Annotated in this window: 16 protein-coding genes; 8 read left to right on the top strand and 8 right to left on the bottom strand. The window is 45.3% G+C overall.

Features of this window, described 5'->3' with window-relative positions:
- Nucleotides 1-11: 11 nt before the first annotated feature.
- From L1D15_RS12900 to L1D15_RS12880, 5 genes are all read right to left on the bottom strand, one after another.
- On the bottom strand, nucleotides 12-755 hold the full coding sequence (locus L1D15_RS12900) for a DUF481 domain-containing protein (protein WP_239876006.1): 744 nt from the start codon (nucleotides 753-755) through the stop codon (nucleotides 12-14).
- Between the two features lie 218 nt (nucleotides 756-973).
- Nucleotides 974-2,317 carry an ATP-binding protein gene (locus L1D15_RS12895; RefSeq protein ID WP_239876004.1) on the bottom strand — a complete coding sequence of 448 codons (1,344 nt, stop codon included), beginning with the start codon at nucleotides 2,315-2,317 and terminating at the stop codon, nucleotides 974-976.
- Nucleotides 2,307-2,966, bottom strand: coding sequence for a response regulator transcription factor (locus L1D15_RS12890; protein WP_239876003.1), 660 nt, complete (start codon nucleotides 2,964-2,966; stop codon nucleotides 2,307-2,309). The genes L1D15_RS12895 and L1D15_RS12890 overlap by 11 nt, the downstream gene beginning before the upstream one ends.
- Before the next feature lie 12 nt (nucleotides 2,967-2,978).
- Nucleotides 2,979-3,371: a PepSY domain-containing protein gene (locus L1D15_RS12885; protein WP_239837122.1), complete on the bottom strand. Its 393-nt coding sequence runs from the start codon at nucleotides 3,369-3,371 to the stop codon at nucleotides 2,979-2,981.
- Nucleotides 3,372-3,452: 81 nt separating this feature from the next.
- Entirely contained in the window at nucleotides 3,453-5,192 is a 1,740-nt protein-coding gene (locus L1D15_RS12880) for a DEAD/DEAH box helicase (RefSeq protein ID WP_239876001.1), read from the bottom strand.
- A gap of 73 nt (nucleotides 5,193-5,265) precedes the next feature.
- Here L1D15_RS12880 and rsuA point away from each other — a divergent pair, with 73 nt between their 5' ends.
- The 3 genes from rsuA to L1D15_RS12865 all read left to right on the top strand — a co-directional run bounded on the left by rsuA (nucleotide 5,266) and on the right by L1D15_RS12865 (nucleotide 7,992).
- A complete protein-coding gene (rsuA, locus tag L1D15_RS12875) occupies nucleotides 5,266-5,967 on the top strand; it encodes a 16S rRNA pseudouridine(516) synthase RsuA (protein ID WP_239837120.1) in 702 nt (233 codons plus the stop codon).
- 160 nt (nucleotides 5,968-6,127) lie between these two features.
- A complete protein-coding gene (locus tag L1D15_RS12870) occupies nucleotides 6,128-7,333 on the top strand; it encodes a Bcr/CflA family multidrug efflux MFS transporter (RefSeq protein ID WP_239866172.1) in 1,206 nt (401 codons plus the stop codon).
- Complete coding sequence (locus tag L1D15_RS12865; protein WP_239875999.1) at nucleotides 7,333-7,992, top strand: DUF2913 family protein; 660 nt, start codon at nucleotides 7,333-7,335, stop codon at nucleotides 7,990-7,992. The genes L1D15_RS12870 and L1D15_RS12865 overlap by 1 nt, the downstream gene beginning before the upstream one ends.
- A 34-nt stretch (nucleotides 7,993-8,026) precedes the next feature.
- Here the strand turns inward: L1D15_RS12865 and L1D15_RS12860 are convergent, their stop codons facing one another.
- Complete coding sequence (locus tag L1D15_RS12860; RefSeq protein WP_239875998.1) at nucleotides 8,027-9,460, bottom strand: DUF2867 domain-containing protein; 1,434 nt, start codon at nucleotides 9,458-9,460, stop codon at nucleotides 8,027-8,029.
- Between the two features lie 102 nt (nucleotides 9,461-9,562).
- Between L1D15_RS12860 and L1D15_RS12855 the strand changes: the two genes are divergently transcribed.
- The 5 genes from L1D15_RS12855 (at nucleotide 9,563) to nhaA (ending at nucleotide 16,725) form a co-directional block, all read left to right on the top strand.
- Nucleotides 9,563-10,939, top strand: coding sequence for an MATE family efflux transporter (locus tag L1D15_RS12855; RefSeq protein WP_239837116.1), 1,377 nt, complete (start codon nucleotides 9,563-9,565; stop codon nucleotides 10,937-10,939).
- A 123-nt stretch (nucleotides 10,940-11,062) separates the two neighbouring features.
- Entirely contained in the window at nucleotides 11,063-11,734 is a 672-nt protein-coding gene (locus L1D15_RS12850; RefSeq protein ID WP_239837115.1) for an ABC transporter ATP-binding protein, read from the top strand.
- Nucleotides 11,715-14,168, top strand: a complete 2,454-nt coding sequence (locus L1D15_RS12845) for an FtsX-like permease family protein (protein WP_239866186.1) — start codon at nucleotides 11,715-11,717, stop codon at nucleotides 14,166-14,168. The genes L1D15_RS12850 and L1D15_RS12845 overlap by 20 nt, the downstream gene beginning before the upstream one ends.
- Nucleotides 14,169-14,303: 135 nt before the next feature.
- Nucleotides 14,304-15,290 carry a lipocalin-like domain-containing protein gene (locus L1D15_RS12840; protein WP_239876103.1) on the top strand — a complete coding sequence of 329 codons (987 nt, stop codon included), beginning with the start codon at nucleotides 14,304-14,306 and terminating at the stop codon, nucleotides 15,288-15,290.
- Nucleotides 15,291-15,543: 253 nt separating this feature from the next.
- Nucleotides 15,544-16,725 (top strand): Na+/H+ antiporter NhaA, encoded by a 1,182-nt coding sequence (gene nhaA, locus L1D15_RS12835; RefSeq protein ID WP_239875996.1) that lies wholly within the window; start codon nucleotides 15,544-15,546, stop codon nucleotides 16,723-16,725.
- A 64-nt stretch (nucleotides 16,726-16,789) separates the two neighbouring features.
- Here nhaA and L1D15_RS12830 read toward each other — a convergent pair whose 3' ends face one another.
- Both L1D15_RS12830 and L1D15_RS12825 read right to left on the bottom strand, forming a co-directional pair.
- Nucleotides 16,790-17,407, bottom strand: a complete 618-nt coding sequence (locus L1D15_RS12830; protein ID WP_239875995.1) for an OmpA family protein — start codon at nucleotides 17,405-17,407, stop codon at nucleotides 16,790-16,792.
- 2 nt (nucleotides 17,408-17,409) lie between these two features.
- The gene (locus tag L1D15_RS12825; RefSeq protein WP_239876102.1) at nucleotides 17,410-18,702 is read right to left on the bottom strand and encodes a TolC family outer membrane protein; all 1,293 of its coding nucleotides are present in this window, start codon (nucleotides 18,700-18,702) and stop codon (nucleotides 17,410-17,412) included.
- Nucleotides 18,703-18,826 lie beyond the last annotated feature (124 nt).

Raw genomic sequence — 18,826 nt, 5'->3', positions numbered from 1 at the left:
ATGAAATAACCTTAAAAATCGTAACTGAGGCTCATGGTTGAGTAGATTTCATCGTTAGATTGGTCGTCAGCCACTGTGGTGTTGTAGATATATTCCACATCGAAAACCAACGCCAAACTGCCCATGAGAATATTCTTCATATACGCTTTGGTGTTGTAATGGGTATTTTCTTCACCGTGCGCGACGTCAACGGCGGCCCCTACAGAAAAGGTTTCTGAAAACGATACTGAGCCATCAATATTCGAGGTTGCGATCACTTCGTAGTTGCGTAAAGAAGGGAATTCACTGTCGTTTGGCTGACGTTCAGATATTCGATAACCCGGACCGAGTGATACAGACAGTTTGGCTGTCTCTGTGTTATGCAGATAGAAACCGAGACCACTCATTAAAACCCATTGCTTGCGATATGTTCCGTATAGGTCATTCTCAAATCGTGTGGCAGCTTTTAAGAAGCTCGTCTTGGTATAATCGTAGGTTGAGCCCGCGTTGATCGTATAGCGATTGGCACCATCATCGTCGTTGTCAGCGTCTGTATAGTAACTTTCAAATCCACCTTTATGTTCCCATTGGTTCTCACTGTATTTTAAATTCAACGCAGTATTGTAAGACAGGGAGGAGCTGGTGTTTTCAGTGTAGATAAAGCCCAGTTTTGTTTGAGCTGTAAAAGGGTCTTTAGGAAGTGTCTCTTCAACCTCCGCATTAACTGTACTCGTACTTAGAGCGGCAGCAAGAGCAATAATTAACTTTGTTTTCATGAGAATAAAACAGTTCTTGAACAATATTTGCTCATTATGTTTGCCCACCTGAAAATGTTAACTGAATCATCATGAATAATGATTTGTCTCAGTGCTGTTGTTCTCAAATGATGTAAATGAAAGGCGCCGTTTAGAGCGAACGTACATAAAGATGTGGCGGCTGAAATCGGTTCAGATATGAAAAAGAGCAGGAGCCTGCTCTTGAGTTTTTAGTCGTTTTAGTGGGTGATTTTTAGCGATAATATGGCTTTCAGCCCTCCCATAGAACTTCGATCTAGTGTCAATTTACCGCGATAACTGTGGGCCATTTCACTGACAATGTTCAAGCCTAACCCTGTACCTGGAGTCGTTTCATCTAGACGAACCCCGCGTTTGGTGACTTGTTCGAGTTTTTCATCAGGGATGCCTTTACCATCATCTTCAACAATGATGTCGATGGTTTCTGTATTGTGGTGATTTTGAGCGGAGTGAATGCGAATGATACTGTTAGACCACTTGTAAGCATTTTCCAAAATATTACCTATCATTTCATCCAAGTCGGTTTTATCTACGGCGGTAACTAACTCTGAGTCCAGTTCGTTGATCAAAGTAATATCACGCTCTGCATAGACTTTGTCGAAAGCCATTGAGATCGCATCCACACGTTTAGAAGGGTAGGATTTAACCGATAAAATGTTCTTAGAGCCCGCCATTCGAGCTCGGCCTAAGTGATAGTCAATCTGGTTTTGAATTTGATCGAGCGAAGGTTGAAGCTGTTGCTTTGTGTGTTCGTCTTTGTTGGCGACCTCATTTTTAAGGACAGAAAGTGGAGTCTTCAGTGCATGGGATAAATTCCCCGCATGGTGACGAGCCCGTTCTAACAACTCTTGATAGTGGAAAACCAAGGCATTTAAATCCGAAACGACAGGAGCGACTTCACGCGGATAATCTTCTTCAAGCTGGGTCTTTTTACCTGAACGCAGTTGAGAGAGCTCTTTGTGCATCTTGGTGAGTGGGCTCAGAGACCACTGCACTTGAATAATGATAAGGGTCAGGATGCCAAGATAAAGTAGGGCGAGTATAACCCAAAGTTGGCCCATCAGACTGCGTACCGTGTCTTCTATCGGTTGTTCATCAATACCGATAGTGACTTCAATTGGGCCATCATAATCTGGGTAGTACAGTGTGGACTCAATGTAAATGAGCTTTTCACCTCGTGCACCCAGCAAATCATGCTTGCCTTTTGGGGTTAGCACTTTATCCCATAGGGAGCGAGAGCGCAGTAAGTCTTTATCTGTTTTGGCGGACCAGTAAAGTCCACTGTATGGGCGGTTGAACCTTGGGTCCGAGAGAGGAGTGGTGATGGTTACATTGCCTTCCTCATCCGCCTCAATCGTAGCCGCGATCTCATCCATGTAAGTAGCAAGCTGAATTTTAGCGTCATCTTCCATGTAGACGTAAACTTGAGAAGGTACTGTAACACCTGCTGCGATGATCATGGCTGTTAGCCAGACAACAGCGGCCAGCACTAGACGGCTCTTTAGACTGAGCCGTTTGAGTAAATGCGTTTTTTTATTCGGCATTAAGCTGATACCCCAGCCCTCGTACTGTTTTGATGACTTTAGGGGCTATTTTTTTGCGAATGCGGCCAATAAACACTTCGATGGTATTTGAATCGCGGTCAAAGTCTTGTTTATAGATGTGCTCTACCAACTCGGTACGAGAAATAACCTTCTCAGGGTTATGCATAAAGTAAGCAACAACTTTGTATTCGAGTGCGGTTAGGTCAACGGCTTGGCCTTGCCACATGACTTTAGATGAGCGTGTATCTAAGCTGAGGTTGCCGACTTGCATAACCGGTGAGGCATTACCCGAGGCTCGGCGAAGCTGGGCGCGAATGCGAGCGATCAGTTCAACCATTTCGAAAGGTTTGGTCTGGTAGTCGTCTGCACCTGCATTAAGGCCTTCAACGCGTTGAGTTAGGGTATCACGCGCGCTCAGAATAATGACGGGTGTGTTGATGTTTTCATCTCGGATACCTTTTAGGACGGTCAAACCATCAAGCTTTGGTAGGCCAAGGTCGAGTACAATCGCATCCCATTCTTCGGACGTCGCACGATAGAGTGCATCAATGCCATCTGCTGACAGTTCAGGTACCCAACCGTTCTGTTCAAGGGCTTCTATGATTTGTTCTCCAAGACGAGGTTCATCTTCCACTACAAGTATTTTCATGGTGTTCTTCTTTTAGTTCTTAAGAGCTTGTTTGAAATTGCGGCCTTTGATGAGCATCATCTCGAGCGTTTTCGCGTTGTACTCAACTTTGATGATGTTGTTGTTGTAATTTAACTTTAGTTCGTAAATCCAGATGTCATCATCTTCTTCAAGTTCGACTTTGATAATGCGTCCGCGAAGGTCTTGTTCTACTGCAGCATAAAGATCGGAAAAGGGACGAATATAACCTTTACGAACAGCGTCATAAACTTCATCTTGATCTTCTTCGAATTCAATTTCTGTCCCGGCTTTATGGACATCTTGCACGAGAGCGTGCCCATCATGGTGCTTGTCCGCATAGGAGGGATAAGCAAGCACAACACAAAATGTGACGGCAAGGGCGCAGACTAACTGCTTATGATACATAGTGTTACCTTCTCGGAAATTCTATGGCTGAGTATAATAAATCTTTTCTGAATACAAAGTGAATAATATTGACGGAGCCGCTTAGTTGGTCAGCTCATCCTCAAAGATTTTATCGCGCATTTTCCAGAACCGGCCAGCTTTACGCGCGATCACAAACTGGGGTGGGCGGAAACGATGTTGATTATTGACCACTTTGGCCGGAGAAGTCTCATCAAAAGGACGATGTTTATCAGCGAGATGCGGGCGAACAAACATATCCTTGAATGTCTGTTTCTGTTTCTTGGTCGTTAAAGACCAGAATTCATGCACTTGAGCTTGGTTTTCTCCCACATAGGAAACCTTGAGGCTGCTTTTGCCTTTATCATCTTTGTGAACACTCAAATCCATCGACAGGCACTCGAATACCAAGGCGTCTTTTAAATTTAACGCCTCTTTAAGCTTCTTATCGGGATCCACTAAGGTGGCATCGCATTCGTGACAAATTCGCGCAGCAATGTCATTGTCTGCGCCGCACTCGCCGCAGTATTTGGCGCGGAAACGATAGTTACAGTGTTCTCGTTCACCTGTCTCTTCGTCTTCGAAAAAGCCCTGACATTTTCGGCCATAATGTTCAACTAAGAAGCCATTGTTATCCAGTTTTCCCCAGAAATTGTTGTTAAAGCCACAAGCCGGGCAGGGGATGGTAATGATTTCGCTGTCGGAGTCAGGTTTGGCATCACCCACTTCAGGCTGATAGAGATCGTAGCTGTTGCTTGCATAATCCAATACCAGACACTCTTCTTTGCCCGGAGAAAGACGCAGCCCTCGTCCAACGATTTGTTGATACAAGCTGATTGACTCTGTTGGGCGCAGAATTGCTATCAGGTCGACATGAGGAGCATCAAATCCTGTGGTCAATACGGATACATTCACCAAGTACTTAATTTTACGGTCTTTAAAATCTTGGATGATGGTGTCGCGCTCAGGTGTTGGGGTGTCGCCAATCACAAGAGCAGTTTGGCCCTCAGGAAGCAAACCATAGATTTCTTGAGCATGTCTAACCGTTGCCGCGAAAACCATAATGCCTTGTTTGTCTTTCGAGAGGTGAATAATTTGCTCGACAATCTGAGGGGTCGCCCGCTTGGCTTTGTCGATCACCATGTCCAGCTCCGCTTCTTTGTAGCGGCCTGTCGTCGCTGGTTTAAGCTGTGAGAAGTCATAGCTAAGCACAGGAGCGTCCATCATGCGAGCAGGGGTGAGGAACTTTTCATCAAGCAAATAACGAATAGGCAGCTCGAAAATGCAGTCTCGAAAGAACCTAGGCTCTTCTGTTCTGACTAGGCCGCGTGTGTGATATTGGTAAATCCAACCCATGCCAAGTCGGTAAGGCGTGGCGGTTAAACCGAGCACTTTGATGCCCGGATTCAGCTCACGTAGGTGAGAAATCACTTTCTGGTAGCTGGTGTTTTTGTTATCCGGAACGCGGTGGCACTCGTCAATCACCAGTAGCGAGAATTGGTTTTTGAAGTCATCAAGGTTTCTGACCACAGACTGAACTGATGCAAACACCACTTGTTGGTCAGTTTCTTTGCGGCCTAAACCCGCAGAGTAGATTGACCCTTTGAGATCGTACCCTTCGTATTTAGCGTGGTTTTGTTCCACCAGCTCTTTGACGTGCGCCATGACCAACACTCGTCCCTTAGCCAGTCTGGCGAGCTCAGCAATAACCAGACTTTTTCCTGCTCCTGTTGGTAGCACAAGGACGGCTGGGCTCGAGTGTTTACGGAAATAGTGGATAACGGCTTTCACCGAGTCGGCTTGGTATGGGCGGAGTGTATACATAAATTGTGTGAAATAGCTCAACTATTTAGTCTAGTGGCTCTATAATACCTCACCTGATTAAGATGAGGTATTCATGCGTTTAGATAAATACTTGTGTGATGCACTGGGTGCGACACGTAAAGAAGCAACAAAAATCATTAAAAGTGGTGACGTCACCGTCAACGATATCGTGCAGAAAAGTGGTGCAGTGAAAGTGACGGACGACTGTATTGTCGAATGGCAAGGACGTGAGATTCAGAAACCGGGTCCTCGTTACATCATGTTGTTTAAACCCGATGGTTTTGTCTGTTCGCATGAAGATGGATTTAATCAAACAGCCTTTATGTTACTCGACGAAGTGAAGATGGAAGATCTTCATTTTGCAGGGCGCTTAGATGTAGATACAACAGGTCTAGTGTTGATCACCGATGATGGTCAGTGGTCACACCGTATTACTTCGCCGAAACACAAGTGTGAAAAAACTTATCGCGTTTGGCTGGTTGACCCGATTGGGGCTGATTATGTGGCACAGTTTGAGCAGGGTATTGAACTTCGCAATGAAAAGGCGGCCACTTTGCCAGCGAAACTGGAAATTGTTGATGAAGAAGAAAAAGAAGTACTGCTGACCATCACCGAAGGGAAATACCATCAGGTAAAACGCATGTTTGCGGCGTTGGGTAATAAAGTAGAGCACCTACACCGTGAACGTATCGGCAATATCATTCTGGATGACGAGTTGGAACCTGGTGAATATCGCTACTTAACGCAAGAAGAAATTGAATCAGTCTGGAACTAATCATCTAAGTTGGAAATAGTTTAGTTCCTACTAGGAACTAGTCTTTTATAGAGATATCGCTCAGTATAGATCGGCTACAAGACTCGTGGATGCGAGTCTCTCTTTTCTGTTTGGTTGCAGCACGGAAGCTGCATATCTAACGCAACCGAGTAGGAGATTTATGTCTGATACTGCATTAGAGCAAACCAAAGCACCCCAAATCACTTTTCTTCTTTTTCTTGTTCTGGGTGCCATCGGCGCATTGACGCCACTAGCCATCGACATGTACTTGCCCGCGATGCCGACCATCGCCCGTGACCTAGGCGTGGCAGACGGGGCAGTGCAAATTACTTTAACCGCATATACCGCAGGTTTTGCCATTGGTCAGTTGATTCATGGTCCACTCGCTGACAGTTATGGCCGTAGGCCCGTTCTGATCTTAGGTGTTTTGTTTTTTGGACTTGCATCTGTAGTGAGTGCCACCACAACGGGCATAGAAGCCCTAACTTGGGTACGTACAGCACAAGGCTTTGCGGGCGCAGCGGCGGCTGTCATCATTCAGGCTGTGGTTCGCGATATGTTTGATCGCGAGGATTTTTCTCGTGCTATGTCGTTTGTGACCTTAGTTATTACCATTGCCCCTTTGATAGCCCCTATGATTGGGGGGTATGTGGCGGTTTGGTTTGGCTGGCGTGCGATTTTCTGGATTCTAGCTGCATTTGCTGCGGTAGTGATTGCATTAGTCCTTTGGAAAATCCCAGAAACGTTAAGTAAAGAGAATAAGCAACCGTTTCGATTTGCTACCACAATGCGTAACTATGTCCGCTTATGTCGAAACCCGATTGCCATGGGATTAATTCTGTCTGGTTCATTTTCGTTTGCAGGTATGTTTGCGTTTCTCACCGCAGGTTCGTTTGTCTATATCGATATTTATGGCGTGCAACCTAATCATTTCGGCTATTTGTTTGCACTGAACATCGTGGCGATGATCATTATGACAACGATTAATGGCCGTCTGGTGAAGAAGGTCGGCTCCCATGCCATGCTCAGATTTGCTCTTTTGGTACAACTTATCGCTGGATTGGGACTATTTTTGGGTTGGATGCTTGACCTAGGACTGTGGGGCACTGTACCTTTCGTGGTCCTTTTCATTGGTACCTTGTCGACCATTGGTAGTAATACCATGGGCTTATTACTCAGTGGATACCCAGCTATGGCAGGTACGGCTTCTTCACTAGCAGGAACGCTTCGCTTTGGCACAGGTTCTATTATTGGGGTTGTGGTTGCTGTGTTGCCAGATGGCGTCACTTGGCCAATGATTACTGTTATGACGGCGTGTTCAATTCTGTCCGCCGCATTTTACTGGATATTTGGAACAAAGGCGTAATGTCTCAGTACACTGTTGAAATTCAAAACTTGGTCAATAGCGCTCTAGAAGAATTGGCCGCCGATCATAAATCAGGTAAAGCCGTGGATGCGCCTGTGGCGAACAATCATTATCTGGTGCGTTGGGTGACTCGTGCTCTCAAATCACAACGCTTCCATCGCTGCGTGGTTGATGATCTCACTCGCTGGCAAAAAGCGGGGCGCTCAAAAGGTAACGAAGCTGGGCTGATGTTTACCTTCCAGCGTATTTCTAAGTTTTATGCTGACTTTTTCCCTCAAGGGGAAGCAGAGCGAGTGATTAAGGACAGTGAAATCAACACATTTCTTGATCAGATGGAAGAAGATGGTTGGGAAGTGTCAACGTCAGAGCCGCTTCTTAACTGCGGTAAAGTTCAGATTTTTACTGAAGGTCCAAACTCTTTCGCGTTGTGCACTAACCAGTGTGACGACTGCTTTGACGGCGAAACACTGATAAAGCCAATGAGTTGGTTTGTTCGTGGTAACCACGCGCAGTTTGTTGAAAAAGCATCAGCCGCAGGGTTCATGCTACACAAGATTACCGACTACAAATCAAACGTTAAGTACCATGGCGAGTATCTGGTTTATCCAGGTAACCAAGGAAATCATTTGGCTGAGATTCCAATCGGTTATCAAGTTTAGCTTGCTGTGCTTTTGGATTAGAAAAGAGCTTCCGTTAAGGAAGCTCTTTTGCTTTTCGAACAATGGCTTTCACCATGCCTTTAAATATAAACAGATGTGCAGGCATCATGGCAAACCAGTAAAGTAAGCCTCGTAGCCCTTGCGGGTGCCACCAGGCCGTTACGGTTAGCCTGCGCTTTTCTCCTAGATCTTCTAATAGGAACTCTAAGCGCCCTAGGCCAGGGCCTTTCATACCAAACAATAGTGACAGAAATTGCTCTTTTTCGCAGCGAATCACTTTCCAAGAGTCAATATAATCACCCACTTGCAACTCTGGCCCAGGAGGAGAGCGCCGCACCGGTCGCCCCCCGCCAAAAAACAGATCGAGCCACTCCCTTGTACGCCACATTAGGTTGGCAAAAAAGTATCCCTCTTTTCTGCTGCCAATTTGCTTAATCACCTTCCATAGTTGCTCAAAACTCAAGTCTGTTTCTATGCTGGCGCCAGTTTGTTTGGGGTAATAGCCGTAGCCTGCTTGCCAGCGGGTCAATGCAGCAGGATCGAAGCCCCAGACTTCACTGCGAACAAAATGACCTTCTTCGTCGATGCTTTTTTTAACCATTTGTTCGTAGCCGATAAGTGTTTGAGGGTAGCGTTGACGAATGTCATCTGACTCGGCGATAAAATCGTGTTCTAGACCAGAGAGCAACGCGGCACCTATGCTTGATGGAACTGAAGTGACAATGCCCAGCCAATGTGATGCGAGTTGGGGCGTCAGCAATGATGTTGACCAGAGCTTGATAGGTTTTCTAATTACGGCGCTAATGGTTTCAAATTGTTCTCGATAGCTAAGAGTATCCGGCCCTCCCACTTCGTAAAGCGCATGGCTGGTAGGGGATTCTTCGACCAGCTTTAGCAAGTAGTGATTGAGGTTTTCTAAAGCGATAGGGTTGGCTTTAGAGTCGACCCATTTCGGAGTGATAAGTAGAGGCATGTTATAGACAAAGTCTCGCATAATCTCAAATGCGGCAGAGCCGGGGCCTATAATCACTCCAGCTCGGAGTTCAGTCACGGGTACGCCTGCTTTGCGAATAATGTCGCCTGTCATTCGGCGTGCTTTGAGATGCTCGGAATTACCTGTCTGAGGTTGAATTGCGCTGAGATAGATAACGTGTTTGATATGGCTGTCTTTTAAGGCCAGTTTGAAGTTTTCAGCGAGGGAGAGTTCGTATTCAAGGAAGTCATGGCCGTGTGCCATCCCATGCACCAAGAAATACACGATCTCAAACTCTGGTACAGTACGCAGTGTTGCTTCTTGATCAGCGAGATCAAGATAAATGAGTTCAAGGTTGGGGTGGGGAGTAACTCGTGCTTTCAAATACTCAATTTGCCGAGCCGCTGCTGTTACATGATAGCCTTTGTTACATAATTGAAGTAGCAATTGCGAACCCACGTAGCCGGATGCGCCCAGTACTAGCACTTTTTTCATCTCGACCCCTTATTAATAATATGGTTTATGAGCAAGGCTGATCATATAATAAACGGTATATTTTTCCCTTTCTATCATAGTGTTGTCGTTTGAGGTGAGTAATTGAGCACGGTCTCACAGATTCTATTCCATACACGCGGTGAGTTTTTGCGACGAATGATCGCTATCGCCTTACCCATTACGCTTCAAAGCATCATGTTCTCCAGTCGTGGCCTAGTGGACGTATTAATGCTTGGCCAATTAGGCGAAGCCGAGATCGCTGCGGTCGGCGTAGCAGCCAGAGCTACGTTTGTTACTACTATCATGCTAGTAGGAGTAACGACTGGTGGGGCTTTGCTTACGGCTCAATACTGGGGGGCGGCAGATCGGCAAGGCGTCAAAGAAAGTACCGCTCTAACTTGGCTGGTAGCAATGATTTTTGCTGCGTTTACTGTGGTGATTTTCATCCTGTTCCCGAGCGAAATTATGTCTTTGACCACCGAATCTCAGGAAGTTAATCAGTTAGGTAGTCAGTACTTGGTGATCACAGCAGTGACCATGTTTGCAGTAGCCTGTGTGGCCAGTATGTCTGTCGGTCTGCGTTCGATGCACAAACCCGGTATCAGTACCTTTTTCAGTGGTATTGGTATTGTGTCCAATATTTTTCTTAACTGGGTGTTGATCTTCGGTAAGTTGGGCTTCCCTGCAATGGGAATAAAAGGTGCCGCCATAGCAACTGTGATGAGCGGAGCGATTGAAGTAGCCACGTTGTTTGGTTATATCTACGCGAAAAAGCATCTTCTAGCGTTTGGAATTCAAGACCTAAAAGCAGTAGTGGAGTGGTCGCGAGTTGTACGTTTTCTAAAGCTTTCTCTGCCCACCACGTTTAATTTCCTTGCTTGGGCGGGTGGGCTGTTTGCCTATCACGCCATTATGGGTCAGTCCGGTGTTCAAGGTCTTGCTGCGTTGTCTGTGATGTCTCCCGTTGAGTCCATTGCTTTGGCATTACTGATCGGCATGTCCAATGCAGCAGCGGTGTTGGTCGGTAACCAAATCGGAGCAAAGCACTATGAGGCGGTTTACTATCAGGCGATTGGCATGACCATACTGAGTTTGATGGTTGGCATTGTCGTTGCCTTGATCTTGTACTTATGTCAAGGCGTGGTGCTCGATGCTTTTAGCGCACTGACCGATGAGACTCGTGAACTGGCCGAGAAGTTTATGGTGATTCTCTGTTTTGGCATCATTTTACGTTCAGTCCCGATGATGGTGATCGTTGGTGTGCTCAGAGCGGGGGGAGATGTAAAGTTCTGCCTCTATCAAGACTTGATTGCTCAATGGCTAATTGGCATACCCCTAGCAGCATTTGCGGCCATTGGCTTAGGTTGGGAGCCTGAGTGGGTTTTCCTACTCTTTTTAACAGAAGAAGCCATTAAATGGGGCGGCTCTTTGTATAGAATGAAAACCCAACGCTGGATGAAGAATTTGATCGAAAATTAGACATGAATCGTTCATCTGATGTGTTTTGATGCATATCTTGTGATCCAGTATCCAAAATACTTTCTCCCAGCGTGGTTTTAGTGTAGATTCACAGTCCAATTTTGAACGATTAAGAGACTTTTAATGCTTCAGCTAACAGACCTATGTAAAGGCTATGTCGATGGTGGTGAGTTTCACCCTGTCTTACAAGGTGCTGAGTTGACATTAGAACAAGGTGATCAAGTCGCTTTGATGGGCGAAAGTGGTTCTGGCAAGAGTACGCTACTGAATTTGATCGCGGGCTTGGATACGGTCGATTCAGGAGAAATATGGTTTCCTAACTTCTCCATGCATGAAATCGCTGAAACGAAACGTACGGCCTATCGACGAAATAATATTGGTCTTATCTTTCAGCAGTTTAACCTGCTTCCCACCCTTAATGTCGCTGACAATATTCGCTTCTGTCGACAGCTTAAAGGGCTTCCTGAGGACAAAGGGCTATGGCGCCAGATCCTCTCTGCTCTCGATTTAATGCCATTACTTGGGCGTTACCCTGAAGAAGTTTCAGGTGGCCAGCAGCAACGAGCCGCTATTGCTCGTGCGCTTTATATGGAACCCAAGATTTTGTTGGCCGATGAACCAACGGGAAGCCTTGACGAGCGTAATGCTGAAGCGGTTATGCGCCTTCTTACCACACTGACTCGCCAGTTGGAATGCACATTATTGCTCGTGACACACAGTGAGCGTGTTGCCGAACATATGGAAGGGAGAATTCGTCTTCAAGGAGGGCAGCTTCATGTTATGGCCCGTAGTTAAAGCACTGCTTGGGCACTACAGACGCTATCCTTTTCAAATTCTTCTTGTCTGGCTTGGTCTTACGTTGGGTGTATCGCTGTTAGTGGGAGTAACCTCTATCAATGAACACGCTAGACAAAGTTATGAGCACGGTGAAAAACTTTTCTCTAATCCTCTTCCTTATCGTATACGCCCTAAACATGTGACCAATAAAATCCCACAGGGCTTTTATGTTCAGCTTCGCCGTGATGGGTTCAACCAATGTGCTCCCTTTGAAAGTCTGCGCGTGAGCATGGCCAATGGTACAGACCTTATGTTAGTGGGAGTGGATCCAGTTGCGATGCTGCAGTTCCATCCGGCGACCAGCATAAATGACTTCTCTTCTCTTAAGTTAATGAACAGCCCATATCCAATTATGGTGAGTTCAGATCTTGCGGCACATATGAAATGGCAAGATAACGATTTTATCGTCTTGAGTGATGGCAGCAAATTAGGCCCTATCGTTGTTGATACGCAAGAGCGGTTAAATGGTACTCGAATTATTGCTGATATCTCTTTACTACGTATGCTAGAAAGAAGTTCAGGTATTTCTGTCATTGCATGCGGAGAGATGCCCCCTGAAAAGCTTGCTCGTTTGAAAGAGTACCTGCCTAATGGCATGAGTATCATGCGTAATTCTCGTGCAGAGTTGGAGTCGCTGACGAAGGCTTTCCACATGAATTTAAGTGCAATGGGGATGTTGGCGTTTTTAGTTGGTCTTTTTATCTTCTATCAAGCGATGTCATTATCTCTGACTCAAAGACAGCCTTTGGTCGGTGCGATGCGCCAGACTGGGGTCTCGGGGTGGCAGTTGGCGAAAGCTTTGTGTATGGAGCTTTTGGTTCTCATTCTGGTTAGTTGGCTTTGTGGAAGTGTCCTTGGCATTTTACTTGCCAACCAGTTGATTCCATCGGTATCAGCCAGCTTGGGTGATCTTTATGATGCCAACGTTGGGTTACTCATCGCGTGGAGTTGGAAGTCGAGCATTTACAGTCTATATATGACAGTGATTGGTGCTTTTGTTGCCTGTGCCTGGCCGCTGGTACGCTTGTTACGAGCGCAGCCAATTCGATTAACTGCTCGTCTATCATTGGTTCGTTTTGCAGGCATTGAGTTTGCCATTCAGGCTTTATTAGCGTGCGCATTATGTGTTGCTGCAATTGCGATTTATCAAGCTCCTCAAACTCAGGAGTCTGGCTTGGCAATCATTGGGTTAATGCTATTGAGTGTCGCCTTATTTACGCCGTATCTGATATGGAAAGTTTTCGATGGTCTTTCTTATTCTCTTAAATGGGTGAAGATTCGTTGGTTCTTTGCCGATGCTGCCGCTAGCATGAGCTATCGTGGAGTGGCAACCATGGCATTTATGTTAGCAATGGCTGCTAATATCGGCGTTGAAACCATGGTGGGGAGTTTTCGTGACACCACTGATAAATGGTTAAGCCAACGTCTAGCTGCTGATTTATATATCTACCCCAATAATAGTGCGGCTGCACGCATGAGTGGCTGGCTCTCTAAACAACCGGAAGTGGATTCTGTTTGGTGGCGCTGGGAGAAAGAAGTCAACTCCAACAAAGGTGTACTTCAAGTAGTCAGCACTGGCGCTTCAGAAGGCGAGTTGGCTTCTCTTACGGTCAAGCTGGGTATTCCTAATTACTGGTATCATCTCCATCATTCTAAAGGCGTGATGATCAGTGAATCGATGGCGTTAAAGCTTGGTATCCGTCCGGGTGATTACATTGATTTATCGGGCAAGTTGGGACAAGGCTGGCAAGTGGTTGGCGTCTATTACGACTACGGTAACCCGTATAACCAAGTACTGCTTTCCCACCGAAATTGGTTGTATGCGTTTGCAGGAAATGGGACGGTAGCACTTGGCGCTGTCCTCAAGGATGGTGTTAACTCTATTGGTCTTAAACGACGTATGGAATCTGTATTCCGTTTGAATTCAGAGCGTATTTTCGATAATGGCCACATCCATAAGCAGGCAATGAGAGTGTTTGACCGAACCTTCTCCATTGCAGATACACTCGGCAATATTACATTGATTATTGCTGTGTTTGGTATTTTCTTTGCGACCGTAGCTGGCGAAGTATCGAGGCAAAGGCACGTGTCCTTACTGCGTTGTTTAGGCATGTCTGGTAAGGAGCTAGTTGTAATGGGAGGGCTGCAGTTGTTTGTCTTCGGTGCCATATCTATATTAATCGCATTGCCGCTCGGACTCGCTTTAGCCAACTTGGTTGTGGATATTGTTATAAAGCAATCTTTCGGCTGGACACTTGAACTGAAAATGATTCCTGAAGAGTATTTCCAGACCAGTTTAATGGCGATGGGCTCATTGATGTTGGCAGGAGCGCTACCTGTGTTGAGGATGATTCGAAATACGCCAATGAAATCGCTAAGGGATGCGTTATAAATGCGAAAATCAGTCCAAGCCAAAGTGATTGGCGTATTGATGCTGCTTATTTTTGCAGGTGTTATTGCTGGAGGAGTGTACCTTTGGTTCTATCTTGCTCCTCCGGTTACTCAGCAGGGCTCTGTTGAGAATGTGATGCAATCTAGATCGACCCAGGTGTTTGAGCCCGTATTACCAAATATCCCAGTTAAAATACCCCAAGACTTTCGCTTTCATGATGAGTATCAGCATGAATGGTGGCACTTTTTCGCTAATGTTGAAGATATCAATGGCAAACAATACGGCATTCAATGGAGCTACTTCAGAGTGGCGATGGATGATAGAGAAGGAATGGGTTGGCAAAACCCTCAACTTTATGTATCCCACGTTGTTGTATCGGATAAAGACAAAGTATGGAAAGAGCAAAGGCTCGCTCGTGGCGGTATTGGTCAAGCGGGTATGGCTAATCGGCCTTTTCGTCTCTGGATTGATAACTGGTCTTGGCGCTCGCTAGGGCAAACTCCGTTCCCGGGACAGTTGAGTGCCGCGAGCGATAGTTTCAATGTTCAGCTAAAAGCCGTGGCTCATGGGCCTTATGTATTACCGGGTGATAAAGGCTACGTTGAAAAACACGATCTTCTGCCGATTGCGTCTTACAACCTCACCAGCCCATTTATTAAAGTAAAGGGTGCTCTTCAATTAGATTCAGGTCTGTTGGTTCCTGTTGAGGGTAGCGCTTGGATGAGCAAGGAATGGGGTAGTGGTCTCATTGTTGAGGGGCAAAAAGGCTGGGATTGGTTTGTCTTTCATCTTGATGATGAAACGACGTTATCAATTAGTCGTTATCGCCATGCCCAGCAATTACCTTATTTATTTGGCACACTGTCTCGTAATGATGGAAAGGTGGTTAATCTATCAGCAGAAGATATAACTATCGAACCTCATGAATCGACTCTATTTAGCAACGGAAAACGCATCCCGCTACATTGGGATATTCATATCCCTCGATATGATATTAAACTGACAACTCAGGCGCTTAACCAACAGCTCTGGCTACCGTTCGTAGTTCCTTATTGGGAGGGGCCAATTCAAACGACGGGCACTCATAAGGCGAAAGGTTTTATGCAGTTGACAGGTTACTAAGTAAAAACGAACGACTAAGTGACTAAAACGCAGTTTCTCACTATTTGAGGAACTGCGTTTTTTGTTGGTGTTGGTAATTTTTTTAATTTACCTATAATTACTTAAGGAATAAGCGTTGCATTAGAGTGTTTATATCGAAAATTCCGAAGTTAAACATCCAAACAAGCGATTTTTCCTGAAGAATCGATATCTATAAACTCAGCTCTATTCTTTGTTCATCGTTTATTAACATAATAAATAAAAGGACGATATCATGAGTGATATTATTCGCGATTTCTTCAAAATGGAGTCAGCAGGGGGAATTCTTCTCGTTATCGCTGCTGCAATCGCAATGACTATAGCTAACACGCCACTTAACGATACTTATCAAACAGTGTTGCATTCTTATGTGTTTGGCATGTCGGTTTCACATTGGATTAATGATGGCCTGATGGCCGTATTCTTCCTTCTTATTGGTCTGGAAGTTAAGCGTGAGCTTCTTGAGGGGGCTTTGAAATCTCGTGAGACCGCGATTTTCCCGGCGATCGCTGCTGTAGGCGGTATGCTCGCACCAGCCCTTGTCTATGTTGCCTTTAACTACAGTAATGCTGAAGCCATTCAAGGTTGGGCTATTCCTGCTGCAACCGACATTGCTTTTGCGTTAGGTATTATGGCATTGCTGGGTAAGCGTGTCCCAGTCAGCCTGAAGGTATTCTTACTGGCACTGGCTATCATTGACGACCTTGGTGTTGTTGTCATTATCGCGCTTTTCTACACAGGTGACTTATCAACTTCTGCGCTTGCAGTTGGTTTTGCTATGACCGCAGCGTTGTTTATGCTCAACTCGAAGAAGGTCACTAAGTTAACACCGTATATGATCGTCGGGGCAATACTCTGGTTTGCTGTGCTCAAGTCTGGTGTGCATGCGACGTTAGCGGGTGTAGTCATAGGTTTTGCGATTCCTCTTAAAGGAAAACAAGGTGAGAGGTCTCCACTCAAACATATGGAGCACGCACTCCACCCATACGTAGCCTTTGGTATCCTTCCAGTATTCGCTTTCGCTAATGCAGGTATTTCTCTTGAAGGGATTTCTGTCGAAGGACTGACTTCAATGCTACCTCTAGGGATTGCTCTTGGTCTGCTGCTTGGTAAGCCTTTGGGAATCTTTAGCTTTAGTTGGATTGCCGTTAAGGCGGGAGTGGCGAAGTTGCCAGAGGGGATCACTTTCAGACATATCTTTGCGGTCTCTGTGTTGTGTGGTATTGGATTTACGATGTCGATTTTTATCTCATCACTGGCATTTGGCCCAGTTAACGCAGAGTTTGATACTTATGCGAGGCTCGGGATATTGATGGGCTCAACGACGGCCGCGATAATAGGCTACGTACTACTGCATATCTCTTTACCAAAAAAGACAGCGCTGGCAGATAAGCCAGCGACTGAAGCTAATCACTAGACCTATTTACTAGTATAAAAAGGCCCCGTTGTGAAAACATCGGGGCTTTTACTTATGAATCTTTCTAGCGTTCTATTGTTGAAAATATGGTCCACTCTTCAACCACTTTTTCTGTTAGTCCCACAACAGTGGCTGTAACTCGTCTGTTCAGTGCATGATCTAATTCTTCTTGACCATCAGACTCTAGATGAGTTGAGCCGAAACCAACGATAGTCACCCTCTCTGGTTTGATTCCATAAGAAAGCAATTGTTGTTCTACCGCGAAAGCTCGTTTTTTAGATAGCTGAAAATTATAGTCAGGGTTGCCAGTCTTACTAGCATAGCCTTGGATTTCAATAGAAGCCGAACGATATTTCTCCATAAAATCTGCCATCGCACGGATTTGATCTGAAAAAACTGGGCTTACATCATAGGAATCATTGGCAAATAAAATCCTTAGTTGCCGCTCTTCCTCTTTAAGGACTTCCAAGCTACAGCCATCATTGTCGATTTGAGCACCTATTGGTGTGTCCGGACAGAGATCTCGTGCATTGACGACACCATCACGATCATCATCGGTTAAATCAGATGTCTGTTCGGCATTTGGTGTTTGAATGTATTCATACTGATCATCATAAGCGAGAATGTGAAAAGACAATGAGGCGCCTAAAAATGGCAATGAATAAAGAATGGGGCGTTTCATAATCAGTACTCCACTTTTTCAGTCCACTCTATAGGGATATCAACAAGTAAAGCGTTGAGTAAATTTCCTGTCGCATTCATGACTCTATATTTGGCGTACTGTTCCGAATAATGGGCGTCTAGATAATCTTTACGAGCTTCGAATAGTTCATTCTCTGTGTTGAGGAGATCGAGCAATGTTCTCTGACCGATACGATACTGCTTTTCGTAAGCAATGACTGTCGCAGAGGCCGAGTCAACGTGATCGGCTAAAAATTTCTTTTGCTGTAACGTTAAATCAAGTGCGCTCCATGATAAGCGTAAACTCTCTTCCACTTGGCGGTAGGAATTGTCTCTCAGGTCTTTAGCTTTATTGAGCTGGTATGCTGCTCTCTCTGACAAGTCACTATCGGAGCCTCCATTGAATAAGTTGTACCTCAACCTCAGCATAGCGAGAGATTCATTACTACTTCCAACATCACCACCCGCATCATCTCTCCAAGTTTGACTCGCTTCTACAGATAAAGTGGGGTAGTGGTTACCTTTCGATTGTTTGTATTGATACCTTGCGGAATCTACATCTGCTTTTGATACTTGAATTACAGGGTGTTGTTCAAAAGCCACTTTGATTGCTTCATCTAAAGAGAGTGGAATCTTTGATTCATCCGCTCTCGGGTAAATAAGGCTAAGAGGGGCCTGTCCAACAAGGCGTCTAAACTGTGTGTGGGTGTCGATGAGGTTGTTTTGTGCGGCGAGTAGATTACCATGGGCTTTGGCGAGTCTTGCTTCAACTTGGAAGACGTCAGCGGTGGAACCTATTCCAGATTCTGCTCGCCTTTTGATATCTTTATAGATGTCTTTGTGTACCGCGAGGTTTTTTTCAGATAGTTTTAATACTTCAGTGGCTTTAATTGACTCTAAGTAAATGTCAGTGACTCTTAATGCTATGTCTGAAGCATCTGCTAGTAACTGAAGCCTTATCGACTCAGCATCAGCTGCTGTTCTATTTATATCGTTGATGGTGGAACTGCCGTCCCATAACAATTGAGTCAAGCTTAAGGTTGCTTCCTTTCGAGTCAAATCCGTATCATTCTGACCTGTTGAATCGGCGGGATCGATTCCTTCATAACCTATACCAGCATCTAAATCTATTGACGGTAGATAAGCGCCACTGGACGCATCTGCTTGCTTTATAGCGCTTTGATACTCATTGAAAGCGCTTTTTATTTCGGGATTGCTAGCTAATGTAATAGCGACGGCTTGCTCGAGGGTTTGACCGAAAGTGAAACTGTGATAAATGGCAAATAGAGCAACGATTGGTGCAAACTTGTTTGTAGACACATCGTCCTCCTTATTGAAAGGCAATTATGTATTTAGTGGTAAGTTATTAAAATCGTAGTACATAAATGTCTAAAAAGGAGAAATTATCATGAAGAAATTG

Source organism: Vibrio sp. Isolate25 (assembly GCF_022398025.1).
In the GTDB taxonomy this organism is placed as follows: domain Bacteria; phylum Pseudomonadota; class Gammaproteobacteria; order Enterobacterales; family Vibrionaceae; genus Vibrio; species Vibrio coralliilyticus_A.
This window is presented reverse-complemented; position numbering and strand designations above follow the sequence as displayed.

What these genes read in the sequence shown, in the direction of transcription:
- L1D15_RS12900 (WP_239876006.1), bottom strand. Translation starts at nt 755, where the DNA reads ATGAAAACAAAGTTAATTATTGCTCTTGCTGCCGCTCTAAGTACGAGT.
- L1D15_RS12895 (WP_239876004.1), bottom strand. Translation starts at nt 2,317, where the DNA reads ATGCCGAATAAAAAAACGCATTTACTCAAACGGCTCAGTCTAAAGAGC.
- L1D15_RS12890 (WP_239876003.1), bottom strand. Translation starts at nt 2,966, where the DNA reads ATGAAAATACTTGTAGTGGAAGATGAACCTCGTCTTGGAGAACAAATC.
- L1D15_RS12885 (WP_239837122.1), bottom strand. Translation starts at nt 3,371, where the DNA reads ATGTATCATAAGCAGTTAGTCTGCGCCCTTGCCGTCACATTTTGTGTT.
- L1D15_RS12880 (WP_239876001.1), bottom strand. Translation starts at nt 5,192, where the DNA reads ATGTATACACTCCGCCCATACCAAGCCGACTCGGTGAAAGCCGTTATC.
- rsuA (WP_239837120.1), top strand. Translation starts at nt 5,266, where the DNA reads ATGCGTTTAGATAAATACTTGTGTGATGCACTGGGTGCGACACGTAAA.
- L1D15_RS12870 (WP_239866172.1), top strand. Translation starts at nt 6,128, where the DNA reads ATGTCTGATACTGCATTAGAGCAAACCAAAGCACCCCAAATCACTTTT.
- L1D15_RS12865 (WP_239875999.1), top strand. Translation starts at nt 7,333, where the DNA reads ATGTCTCAGTACACTGTTGAAATTCAAAACTTGGTCAATAGCGCTCTA.
- L1D15_RS12860 (WP_239875998.1), bottom strand. Translation starts at nt 9,460, where the DNA reads ATGAAAAAAGTGCTAGTACTGGGCGCATCCGGCTACGTGGGTTCGCAA.
- L1D15_RS12850 (WP_239837115.1), top strand. Translation starts at nt 11,063, where the DNA reads ATGCTTCAGCTAACAGACCTATGTAAAGGCTATGTCGATGGTGGTGAG.
- L1D15_RS12845 (WP_239866186.1), top strand. Translation starts at nt 11,715, where the DNA reads ATGTTATGGCCCGTAGTTAAAGCACTGCTTGGGCACTACAGACGCTAT.
- L1D15_RS12840 (WP_239876103.1), top strand. Translation starts at nt 14,304, where the DNA reads ATGCAATCTAGATCGACCCAGGTGTTTGAGCCCGTATTACCAAATATC.
- nhaA (WP_239875996.1), top strand. Translation starts at nt 15,544, where the DNA reads ATGAGTGATATTATTCGCGATTTCTTCAAAATGGAGTCAGCAGGGGGA.
- L1D15_RS12830 (WP_239875995.1), bottom strand. Translation starts at nt 17,407, where the DNA reads ATGAAACGCCCCATTCTTTATTCATTGCCATTTTTAGGCGCCTCATTG.